The sequence below is a fragment of the Phocaeicola faecicola genome (assembly GCF_013618865.1).
Lineage (GTDB): Bacteria > Bacteroidota > Bacteroidia > Bacteroidales > Bacteroidaceae > Phocaeicola > Phocaeicola faecicola.
In genome coordinates this window covers 78,455-89,425 of record NZ_JABSOE010000009.1, presented here as the reverse complement: position 1 = coordinate 89,425, position 10,971 = coordinate 78,455, and the positions used below count along the sequence as shown (strand labels likewise).

The window sequence follows — 10,971 nt, the reverse complement described above, 5'->3', positions numbered from 1 at the left end:
ACGGTCAAACGGGAAAACTGAGTGAAGCTTGCCCAGTTCACTCTCATGAAAACTCTTGCGATATTTTTCCAGAACATCAAATTCTGTAAAGCCCAAAGTGGGCTGTATTTCCGAAATATTTTGTATCTTAGCCATATCTTTGTTGGGGTATTTCCCCCGTTTTGGCTGCCAAACCTTATTTTCGGGGGAATATCTAAAGATACAAAAAAGCCAACTAATTCGCAATACATTGTGTATGAATTAGTTGGCTAATTTTATACTATTTACTGAGTGTCCCTGATGGAATTCGTCAGAGAGAGATAGCCCGGATTCCGGAAACTCTCTTTCTGAAAATCCTTTGGGGAGTGTTCGGAAAGGCTTATCCCAACAGCTCTTTTACCTTTGCAGAGATTGCACGTCCTTCAGCCAGTCCGCTCAATTCCTTGCTGGCAACGCCCATTACTTTTCCCATATCTTTGCCGCTGGTAGCTCCCGTACGCTCGATGATTTCTTTCAGACGGGCTTCCAGTTCTTCTGCAGACAACTGTTTGGGCAGGTAGCCTTCGATGACATGTACCTGTGCCATTTCAGCTTCAGCCAGGTCTGCACGTCCCTGTCCTTCGTATACGGCTGCAGAGTCTTTACCCTGTTTTACCAGTTTCTGCATGATTTTCAGGGCTGCATCGTCGGTAAGTGTATCGTTGGCTCCCGGGGCAGTTTTAGCTTCCAGGAAGAATTTCTTTACGTTACGCAGGGTTTCCAGTCTTACCTTATCCTTAGCCTTCATGGCTTCTTTGATATCATTGCTGATCTGTTCAAATAAATCCATATCCTTTCGTATTAAATGTTAAAATGTAATTGTCATAGAACCGGATTCTCCACTCTCCGGCTTGATACTCTGTTTTTCTTCTATCGTAGCCTTCGACTGGATAGCTTCCAGTACGGCCTTGCTTCGCTGGTAGGTAGGTGTCGTGTCTACCATGCTGATAATATCTTCGTTGTCCAGGTCTTCCTGAGTGAAGATATAGGTATTGTAGCGGCGTTTCTTGCGGCTGCTTTTGTTGATGCTTGGGCCGTAATAGATGATTCTCCGGTCGTCTTTCTGCTGCTCTTCTTCTTCCTCCTGTTCCAGGCGCTGCTGCTCTTCCGCACTGATTCTGACTTCCATGCCCGGCACATCCTTGATACCGAAGCCGGTTGCCAAAATGGTGAATTTGACCTTCTTGTCCATGCTGTCGTCGATGTACAATCCCCATTTGGTTTCCACGTCCTTGCCGAAGCGGCTCATGAATTCATGTACTTCGTTCATTTCTTCCATCATCAGGTCGCTGCTGGTGCTGTATGAAATGTTGAACAGGATCTTCTTGGAGTTGAAAATATCGTTGTTGTTAAGCAGCGGAGAATGCAGGGCATCGTTGATGGCCTGTGTCACTCGTCCTTCTCCTTCTCCGAATCCGGTACTCATGATGGCTACTCCTCCGTCTTTCAGCACTGTCTTCACATCGTTGAAGTCGAGGTTGATCTTTCCACGGATGGTAATGATTTCCGCAATGCTCTTCGCAGCAACCGACAAGGTATCATCGGCTTTTCCGAACGCATTCAGTACACTGATGTCTGAATATACATCGCGCAGACGCTCGTTGTTGATGACCAGCAGGGCATCCACGTGCTTGCTCATTTCCTCCACACCGTCGAGTGCCTGGTCAATCTTTTTGTTGCCTTCGAACAGGAAAGGGATTGTCACGATTCCGACTGTCAGAATGCCCATTTCCTTGGCTGTCTGAGCGATGATCGGAGCCGCACCGGTTCCGGTACCTCCTCCCATTCCGGCAGTGATAAATACCATCTTGCATCCGTCATTGAGCATATTCTTGATATCCTCCAGACTCTCTTCAGCGGCAGCACGTGCGCGTGCCGGACGGTTACCGGCTCCCAGTCCTTCGTGTCCCAGCTGAAGCTTGATGGGGACAGGCGATTCTTCGAGTGCCTGGTTATCTGTATTGCATACCACGAAAGTAACATCGTGGATTCCTTCTCTGTACATGTGGTTGACTGCATTTCCGCCGCCACCTCCTACACCGATCACTTTAATGATGCTCGGTGTACCATTCTGAAAATCAAACGGCACAATCTTTTCGTCAGACATATTTCTTTCTTTTTATGCAGTAAATATTAATCGTTCATCATCTCTTCGGCCCCGTTTCTCAATCGGTTGAGCCATTTGGTAAAAGGATTGTTCTCCCTTTTCTGCTTTTCGATTTCCCGGATCAGTTCTTCAATTTCGTCCTGCTTCTCGGTAATTCTCATGGCACGTGCACTTTCTGCTTTTTCAAGTGCATCGCCGATCTTTTTCTTGCTCAGCAACTGGCGTGCTTCGTTCAGAAGGGCGTCGCATTCATTTTTTCTCTTCTGAGCCCGCTCGCGCTCCTGCTGTTCTTTCGCTTCCTGCAGCAGACGGAGTCTTTCTGCCTCGGCTTCCTGTTCGGCCTTCCGTTTGGCTTCCTGCTCCTCTCTTGCTTTCTGCAGTTCGGCCTCCTTGTCTTTCTCCTGCAGTTCCGTCATGAAATCGAACTGATGTCCTTTGCGGGGATCAATCTTGCAGCAGTTCTCTTTACCGGCAGCCAGGATTCCGATCAGGGTATTCTGAGTTCCGTCGTTCAGTACCGCCTCTGTCCGGTTGTCCAGTTCGATGGAGCCGTACTGAGCGATTCTGATCTTCTCAATCTTGGTAATCTGTGTGAAGGCCTTGTCGATGTTAGGCATCTTCGATCCACCTCCTGTCAGCACCACTCCGGCCAGCAGTTTGTCGCTGTATTCCGAGAGTTTAATCTGGTTCCAGACATTTTCCAGGATTTCCTTGACACGGGCTTCGACAATCTCTTCCAGTTTGTAGGCACGGATTGCATATTTGCCGTCAAGGCTGTATTCCTTGTTGGGATCTTCTTCGTTTTCGGCAGTCTCTGTATAGGCACTGGCGTAGCGCAGTTTGAGCTGTTCGGCATCTTCCTCCTCCAGCTGCAGGCTGCAAAGGTCCTTTGTCACGTTATTGCTGCCCAACGGGATAACGGCCAGGTGTCTTAAGATATTGCTTTTGTATACCGAAACGGTAGTCGTGTCGGCACCCAGGTCAATCAGCGCACATCCCGAACGCTTCTCACTGTCGCTCAGTACCACATTGGCTGTCGCAAGCGGAGAAATCAGATAATCGGCAATCTCATATCCGGTCTGACGGAAGCACTGGCGTATATTGCTTTTCAGTGAGCTCCGTGCGATGATGTTCAGAAAATGCGCTTCAATTTTATCAGTCGGTATGCCCACCGGTTCTGTAGTCAGCTGAATGTTGCCCAGTTTGTACTCCTGCGGTTCTACTCCCAGTATCTCCTGGTCTACAAGAGGAAGTTCCCGGTTGCTGGTCATGATGGCATCAATGAGGGCCTGAGAAATCTTCGTATCCTCATTCAGCTGTTTGGTCTCTGTATTTTTTATGGTTCTTACAGACTGTCCTCCGATTCCTACATACACTTTCTTAATAGAGGCCTCCAGCATATGCTCCAGTCGGTTGATGACAGATGTGAGCACCTGGGTAGTTTTGTCCAGGTTGTAGATAACCCCTTTCTTGATGCAGTCTGAAGAGCGCTCACTGGCATAAGCCAATATGTGAATGCTCCCGTCGGCATTCTTTTTTCCAGCTATACCTGTGATTTCAGTAGAGCCTAGTTCGATTGCTACTATAAAGTCTGTTGCTGCCATATCGTTATTTTTCTTTTTTTGTACAAATTATCTGATTGCTAAACTCAATGCTGATCCGGCGGTATTTATTCCATCCCACCTGGTTCAGCCCTTCCTTATAGAAAGTCTGCAATTTACTGAATTTTTCTTTATAATCACCAGGTTTTCCCAAAAAGAGTACGTGATCTCCTACGCGGGGTACTAATTCGACCTCCTGTTTGGGAGTAATGTATATTTGTTCTATCTGTGCATTCCAGAAATTGTCATTGTGCAGGAAGGTACCCAGTTCGAACAATTCGTTCTGCGCAAATTTCCGGTCGATGAATCCGGTGGCGACTACTACGTGTACGGCTTTGTCGGATACGTTCATAATCTTTCCCTCGCTGTCCAGATAATAATTGTCTCCGTTATTGCTGATTACCCGGACAAACGGAATCCGCTGGCTGATTTCAAGTGCGACTTTTCCTCCGGAAGTAAGATAGCATTCGGCACTGCTGATAAACGGGTGCTGTGAAAGAATATCTTCCAGATGCCGGACATTGATTTCCTCCAGCCGTTTGCCCTCCGGAAGTGCTTTGTTCCGCTTGAGAATGGATTTCACTTCACCGGGAGTCACCAGCTGGTAATCTACACTGTCTTTGATGGATAATTCCATACCCTTACAAGTCTGTTGGTCTGACCTGTTGTTAAAGGCGGTAACAGCTACTGCCAGGTAGACTGTTATCACTGTCAGCAAAGAAAGTATAAGAATCCGTTTTGTCATTTGTCTTTCAGTAAATCATATATTTGTGGAACGTAGTTTTCTATATCACCGGCCCCCAATGTAATCAAGATATCGGTTGCATGCGTCTTGAGCAAAGGCAATAACTCTTCCTTGTGGCACATGCATTTTTGTATTCCCGGTCTCAGACAATCGTATATCAGCTGACTGCTTACCCCTTCGATGGGTTGTTCGCGTGCCGGATAGATGTCCAGCAGGATGACCTCATCGAGCAAGGAGAGGCTGTCGGCAAACTCTCGGTAGAAGTCCCTGGTACGTGTGTACAGGTGCGGCTGGAAGACTGCCGTAATCTTACGGTGAGGGTACAGCGTACGTATGGAACTGATGCTCTGCTGTATCTCGGCAGGATGATGGGCATAGTCGCTGAGGAAGACGATGCGGTCGTTCTTGATCTTGAAATCAAACCGGCGGTCTACTCCCTGGAAGCTGGCCATTGCTTTTCTGATTTCCTGGCTGTCGGCTCCGGCAATCTGCGCAAGTGCCATGGCTGCAATTCCGTTCTCAATGTTTACAAATACGGGTACTCCCAGCTGGATGTCCGGAATATTTCCCAATGGAGAAACGTAATCGAAGATAATTTCCCCGTTGCCGATGCGGATATTCTCTGCATGGAAATCCCCTTCTTCGGTACTGTAAGTATATAAAGTAACTCCCTCTGTCAGGTCCGGTACCAGGTCCAGGCCTTTTTTCAGAATCAGGAATCCGTCTTCCCGGATTAGTGAAGTATATTTACGGAAACTCTCCAGATAAGCTTCCCGTGTGCCGTAAATGTCCAGATGGTCGGCGTCGGTAGCCGTGATGACCGTTGCATAAGGCTTGAGCCAATGGAAAGAACGGTCGAACTCGTCGGCCTCGATGACTACATACTCGCTGCTGTCCGAAAGCAGGAGATTGGTATGGTAGTTCTTGGAGATTCCCCCTAAGAAGGCGTTGCAGCCCACGTGCGACTGATGCAACAGATGAGCCGTCATCGTAGAAGTGGTGGTCTTTCCATGCGTACCGGCCACGCACAAACCTTTTTCGGTCTGAGTAAGCATACCCAGTACCTGTGCCCGTTTCTGGATCTCAAATCCGTTCGCCTGGAAATAAACCAGTTCCTGATGGGTAGCCGGAATGGCCGGTGTATAAATTACAAGCGTGTCTGCCGGATTACGGAACGCCTCGGGAATGAGCGATACATTCTCTTCGTAATGCAGTTGTGCTCCTTCCTCCTCCAGTTTCTGAGTCAGCTCACTGGGAGTACGGTCATATCCACCCACTTTCTTTCCTTTAGAGAGAAAATACCGGACCAGGGCACTCATACCGATACCACCGGCTCCGATGAAATATACTGTGTTTAGTGTATTGATATTCATTTCTTCTTTCCTTTCTTATAATTAACGGCCAGTTTATAGACTTCTTCGGCAATAACATTGGCAGAATCCTTGAAAGCCAGTCTGGCAATGTTGCTGCTCAGCTCCTGCAACTGTCCGGGCTGCTTTACCGTCTGGATAGCCAGTCCGATGAGTTCCTTGTCTGCCTCACTATCCTTAACGTATAATGCCGCTTTTTTGTTGACCAGGGCCATGGCATTCTTGGTCTGATGGTCTTCGGCTACGTTGGGCGAAGGTACCAGGATGACCGGCTTTTCGAGCAGGCAGAGTTCCGAAATGGAACCGGCTCCCGCACGGCTGATGATCAGGTCGGCGGCACGATAAGCGGCTGCCATGTCCGAGATGAAGTCCGTTACATGCAGCATGGGCAGTTTTTCCTTTGAGAAAGCCCGTACCGCTTCTTTGGCCTCATTGATATAGAATTTTCCGGTTTGCCAGATAAATTGTACATCCGATCCGGCAATCTCCTGGAAATGGTTCATTACGCAACGGTTGATGGTCCGCGCTCCCAGGCTGCCTCCAAGAATCAGAATGGTTTTCTTTTCCGGTGCCAGTCCGAACTGCTTCAAGGCTTCCTCTTTGGTCAGATGCGTACGGGTCAGTCCCTGTCGGACCGGATTTCCGGTCAGCAGAATCTTTTCCGGTGCAAAGAAGCGTTCCATGCCGTCGTAAGCCACACAAATCTTGCAAGCCCGTTTGGCCAGCAGTTTATTGGTAACACCGGCATAAGAGTTCTGTTCCTGTATCAGGGTCGGAACTCCCATCATACCCGCCACCTTCAACGTCGGTCCGCTGGCATATCCTCCAACTCCTACCGCCACATCCGGTTTGAAATCCTTGATAATTTTGCGCGCCTTAAGCTGGCTGCGTATTAACTTGATGATTACAGAGAAGTTCTTTAAAAGATTTTTACGGTCGAATCCGGCTATCGGCAAACCGATAATCGGATATCCGGCTGCGGGTACACGCTGCATTTCCATGCGTCCTTCTGCACCTACAAAGAGGATTTCCGCATCCGGATGCTGTTCTTTTATGGCATTGGCAATGGAGACTGCAGGGAAAATATGTCCTCCTGTACCTCCTCCGCTGATAATGACTCTTATATGATCTTCCATAACTTCTTATTTTTTGCAAAGTTAACGAATAAACTTATAAAAAGGATGCGTAAAATTCCACTTTTATTGGTCTTCTCCGAATAATGTGGAGTCTTACTTTTTTATCAGAATCCTTTCACTTTATTATGCTTCTCCGGCAGGCTCCGGCTGTGAATCAGAGGGAATCTGTTTCTCTCCCGCAGCAGTCAGTGCCTCCTCTTGTTCTTTCTTTTTAAGCTCTTCCACGTAGCGGCTTACACTGAGAATAATGCCGATGTACGCACTGTTGACCAGTGTGGCGGTTCCTCCCTTACTGATCAGCGGGAGAGGCTGTCCCGTTACCGGAAGAATACCCACGGCCACCATCATGTTGAACATGGCTTGTGTAGCCAGCAGGAAACCGATTCCCATAATCAGGAAAGAGTAATAAGACTTGTCGCAATATCGGGCTATTTTTCCGATACGCATCAGCAGCCAGATGTACAGGAAGGCCACAATACCTCCTCCGATCAGTCCCAGCTCTTCAATGATGATGGCATAGATAAAGTCGGAGAAAGCCTGCGAAAGAAAGTCTCTCTGCACACTGTTTCCCGGCCCCTTACCAATCACGTGACTTGTGGCAAGAGCGATGTTGGCATGCGCAATCTGGGCATCCCCGTCGATATCGAACTTCTCTGGAGGAATCTGCGACTTGTCGAAATGACTGTTCAGACGGTTCTGCCAGGTCGTCATACGGTGCAGTCCGATTGTATCCCAGGTTTCTGCCGGTACGTATTTGATGGTACTTAATCCGATGACCAGGGCGGCAACTCCAGCTCCTGTCAGCAGGGCCATTTGTTTGAAAGGAATGCGCCCGATAATCATCATCAGGTATACACTGATCACCAGCAACAGGGCGGTCGAAAGGTTTTCTGTGACGATAAACAAACAGGTGAATCCGGTTACTATCAGAATGTATTTGATAGCCTTTCGGTTGGCTTGTTTTTCCTCCTGCATTCGCGACAGGATAAATGCCACAGTGATGATTGTCGCCATTTTAGCCAGTTCCGAAGGCTGGAACTGTACCACTCCCAGGTCGATCCACCGGCTGGCCCCGTTGATGGCCGACATACTTAGTACGATAATCAGCAGTATGATAGCAACCGGATACAGCAGAATACCGATTTTAAACAGCCGGCAAGGGAGGTTGTGCGTAATCCAGACCACAAACGCACCTACCGTCAGCAGAATCAGGTGGTTCGTGATAGGGCCCCAGTGGTCCCCGCTTTTATAAGTCAGTGTACTGGATGCACTGAACACCTCGATGATGGATACGAGACAGAGTGCCAGGAAAATAATCCATACCACTTTGTCTCCTTTGAAAAAATTTCTCAACAAGTCCATGCTAGACAGTTAGATTTTAATTATAAGTTTCTTACACATTCTTTAAACTGGTCTCCCCGGTCCTCGTAGCTCTTGAACAGGTCGAAGCTGGCACAACACGGACTGAGCAAGACGGTTTCGCCTTTCTGGGCCATCTTGTAGGCAGCATCTACGGCATCTTTCATGCTCTGTACATCGGCAATCGGAAGGCCGAAGGAATCGAAGAACGCATGCAACTTTTCGTTGTGCAGTCCCAGGAAAATCAGTCCGCTGCACTTTTCCTTCACCAGTCCGGCGATTTCGTTGTAGTCGTTTCCCTTGTCCTTTCCGCCCAGGATCAGTACGGTTTTGGTACGCATGCTCTGCAGGGCATACCAGCAAGAGTTGACATTGGTAGCCTTTGAGTCATTGATGTAGTCAACACCCCGTACCCGTGCTACCTTTTCCAGACGGTGTTCCACTCCCTTGAAGTCGCTCAATGCTTCCCGGATGCATTCCTTGCGGATTCCCGCAATGTTGGCCGAGATACCGGCAGCCATTGAGTTGAACAGGTTATGCGTACCGGTCAGCGCCAGTTCTTCCTGCTCCATGTTGAACTCAATCGGTTTGGTGAAGCAGACCTTGTTCTGTTCTACGAAAGCTGCCAGTCCCTCTTTCTTCTTTTCGGCAAACGGATAGAAACGTCCGTGGATGCCGTACTTGTGCAGTTCGCCCTGAATGACCGGGTCATCGTTCCAGAAGATGAATGCATCGTTGTCTGTCTGGTTCTGGATGATGCGGAACTTGGCATCTACGTAGTTCTGCATGTTATAGTCGTAGCGGTCCAGATGGTCTGGTGTGATGTTCATCAGCACGGCGATGTTGGCATGGAACTGATACATGTTGTCCAGCTGGAAACTGCTCAGTTCGATGACATAATAATCATAGTCGCATTCCGCAATCTGATAAGCCAGGCTCTGGCCGATGTTTCCCGCAAGTCCCACATTCAGTCCGGCTTTCTTGAAAATATGATAAATCAGCGAAGTCGTCGTAGTCTTACCGTTGCTTCCGGTGATGCAGATCATTTTTGCATGCGTATAGCGGCCCGCAAATTCGATTTCAGAGATTACAGGAATACCCTTCTCCTTCAGCTTCAGGATGATAGGTGCATCGTTCGGGATACCCGGACTTTTGATTACCTCATCCGCATTCAGAATAAGTGCTTCCGTATGCTTGCCCTCTTCCCATTCAATATTTCTGTCATCCAGCATTTTCTTGTATTTATCCTTGATGGAAGACATGTCCGAAACAAAGGTGTCAAATCCTTTCTTCTTTGCCAGAACGGCTGCTCCCGCGCCGCTCTCTCCTGCTCCTAAAATGACAATTCTTTTTGCCATGGTTTTATCGTATTTTTAAAGTTATGATCGTAATGGCTGCCAGTACGATGGTTACAATCCAGAAACGGACCGTAATCTTGGATTCATGATATACATTATCGGGTTTGGTGAACAGATACGTACAGTTCGGATCGAGTTGTGCCACTGTGGTCCGGAAATGATCGTGTATCGGTGTCCGCTTGAATACCCGTTGTTTGATTCCTTTTTTCTTTCCTTTCTGGAAATATTTCACCTGCAGGATTACCGACAGGTTCTCTACCAGGAAGATTCCGCAAAGAATCGGAATCAGCAGTTCCTTGTGGATGATAATGGCAAATACGGCAATGATACCTCCGATGGTCAGACTGCCCGTATCTCCCATGAATACTTGTGCCGGGAAGGCATTGTACCAAAGGAAACCGATCAATGCTCCGATGAAGGCACAGATATAGATTACCAGCTCCTCGCTTCCCGGTATATACATGATATTCAGGTAGCTGGCATATTCAATATGGCTCGACACGTAGGCCAGTATTCCCAGCGTGACTCCGATGATGGCCGAATTACCCGCAGCCATACCGTCCATACCGTCATTCAGGTTGGCCCCGTTGGATACCGCCGTTACCACAAAGATGGTAACCAGCACGAAGACAATCCATCCCACTGTCTGTGCCTGGTCTCCCATGAAGCCAACCAGGTCTGCATAGTCAAAATTGTTGTTCTTGAAGAACGGAATCGTCGTCTTGGTCGATTTCTCATCGTGGTTCTTGTGCACTACGTCCACAATATGTCCGTCCTGCTGTATCTCCACATTCTCCCGTATCACTACATCCGGACTGAGATAAAGCGTCAGTCCGACAATCAGTCCCAATCCTACCTGACCGATGATCTTGAACTTTCCGTGCAGTCCTTCCTTGTCTTTCCGGAATACCTTGATGTAGTCGTCCAGAAAGCCCAGCGTACCCAGCCAGACCGTAGTAATCAGCATCAGTATCATGTATACATTATGCAGTTTACCCAGCAACAGGCAAGGAATCAGTATGGCTACAATGATGATGATACCTCCCATGGTAGGCACTCCCACTTTTCCCACATTAAAAGGGTCGATGGATGCGTCACGCTGCGTTTCCGTAATCTGTTTCCGCTTCAGCAGGTTAATGAAATATTCACCGAAAATAGCGGAAATCAGCAAAGACAGGATGACAGCCATCAGTGACCGGAAAGATACGTAGCCGAACATGCGGGCTCCCGGAAAATCAAACTGCTCCAGATAGTTGAATAAATAGTATAACATTGTT

Annotated in this window: 9 protein-coding genes and 1 pseudogene; all 10 read right to left on the bottom strand. The window is 48.1% G+C overall.

Annotated features, from left to right (window positions below; genetic code table 11):
- Positions 1–225, bottom strand: a pseudogene (locus H3001_RS19665) (DDE transposase); the annotation flags it as partial.
- Between the two features lie 133 nt (positions 226–358).
- On the bottom strand, positions 359–808 hold the full coding sequence (locus H3001_RS04390; RefSeq protein ID WP_178243715.1) for a GatB/YqeY domain-containing protein: 450 nt from the start codon (positions 806–808) through the stop codon (positions 359–361).
- 18 nt (positions 809–826) lie between these two features.
- Positions 827–2,125 carry a cell division protein FtsZ gene (ftsZ, locus tag H3001_RS04385; RefSeq protein WP_178243717.1) on the bottom strand — a complete coding sequence of 433 codons (1,299 nt, stop codon included), beginning with the start codon at positions 2,123–2,125 and terminating at the stop codon, positions 827–829.
- A gap of 26 nt (positions 2,126–2,151) precedes the next feature.
- Positions 2,152–3,729, bottom strand: a complete 1,578-nt coding sequence (gene ftsA, locus H3001_RS04380) for a cell division protein FtsA (RefSeq protein ID WP_178243719.1) — start codon at positions 3,727–3,729, stop codon at positions 2,152–2,154.
- A 4-nt stretch (positions 3,730–3,733) separates the two neighbouring features.
- Positions 3,734–4,471 (bottom strand): cell division protein FtsQ/DivIB, encoded by a 738-nt coding sequence (locus H3001_RS04375; protein ID WP_181214177.1) that lies wholly within the window; start codon positions 4,469–4,471, stop codon positions 3,734–3,736.
- A complete protein-coding gene (gene murC / locus H3001_RS04370) occupies positions 4,468–5,844 on the bottom strand; it encodes a UDP-N-acetylmuramate--L-alanine ligase (protein ID WP_181214176.1) in 1,377 nt (458 codons plus the stop codon). The genes H3001_RS04375 and murC overlap by 4 nt, the downstream gene beginning before the upstream one ends.
- On the bottom strand, positions 5,841–6,977 hold the full coding sequence (gene murG, locus H3001_RS04365; protein ID WP_181214175.1) for an undecaprenyldiphospho-muramoylpentapeptide beta-N-acetylglucosaminyltransferase: 1,137 nt from the start codon (positions 6,975–6,977) through the stop codon (positions 5,841–5,843). The genes murC and murG overlap by 4 nt, the downstream gene beginning before the upstream one ends.
- 123 nt (positions 6,978–7,100) lie before the next feature.
- Positions 7,101–8,339 (bottom strand): FtsW/RodA/SpoVE family cell cycle protein, encoded by a 1,239-nt coding sequence (locus H3001_RS04360; protein ID WP_181214174.1) that lies wholly within the window; start codon positions 8,337–8,339, stop codon positions 7,101–7,103.
- 20 nt (positions 8,340–8,359) lie between these two features.
- The gene (gene murD / locus H3001_RS04355; RefSeq protein WP_181214173.1) at positions 8,360–9,694 is read right to left on the bottom strand and encodes a UDP-N-acetylmuramoyl-L-alanine--D-glutamate ligase; all 1,335 of its coding nucleotides are present in this window, start codon (positions 9,692–9,694) and stop codon (positions 8,360–8,362) included.
- A 4-nt stretch (positions 9,695–9,698) separates the two neighbouring features.
- The gene (gene mraY / locus H3001_RS04350; protein WP_178243730.1) at positions 9,699–10,967 is read right to left on the bottom strand and encodes a phospho-N-acetylmuramoyl-pentapeptide-transferase; all 1,269 of its coding nucleotides are present in this window, start codon (positions 10,965–10,967) and stop codon (positions 9,699–9,701) included.
- Positions 10,968–10,971 lie beyond the last annotated feature (4 nt).

What these genes read in the sequence shown, in the direction of transcription:
- H3001_RS04390 (WP_178243715.1), bottom strand. Translation starts at nt 808, where the DNA reads ATGGATTTATTTGAACAGATCAGCAATGATATCAAAGAAGCCATGAAG.
- ftsZ (WP_178243717.1), bottom strand. Translation starts at nt 2,125, where the DNA reads ATGTCTGACGAAAAGATTGTGCCGTTTGATTTTCAGAATGGTACACCG.
- ftsA (WP_178243719.1), bottom strand. Translation starts at nt 3,729, where the DNA reads ATGGCAGCAACAGACTTTATAGTAGCAATCGAACTAGGCTCTACTGAA.
- H3001_RS04375 (WP_181214177.1), bottom strand. Translation starts at nt 4,471, where the DNA reads ATGACAAAACGGATTCTTATACTTTCTTTGCTGACAGTGATAACAGTC.
- murC (WP_181214176.1), bottom strand. Translation starts at nt 5,844, where the DNA reads ATGAATATCAATACACTAAACACAGTATATTTCATCGGAGCCGGTGGT.
- murG (WP_181214175.1), bottom strand. Translation starts at nt 6,977, where the DNA reads ATGGAAGATCATATAAGAGTCATTATCAGCGGAGGAGGTACAGGAGGA.
- H3001_RS04360 (WP_181214174.1), bottom strand. Translation starts at nt 8,339, where the DNA reads ATGGACTTGTTGAGAAATTTTTTCAAAGGAGACAAAGTGGTATGGATT.
- murD (WP_181214173.1), bottom strand. Translation starts at nt 9,694, where the DNA reads ATGGCAAAAAGAATTGTCATTTTAGGAGCAGGAGAGAGCGGCGCGGGA.
- mraY (WP_178243730.1), bottom strand. Translation starts at nt 10,967, where the DNA reads ATGTTATACTATTTATTCAACTATCTGGAGCAGTTTGATTTTCCGGGA.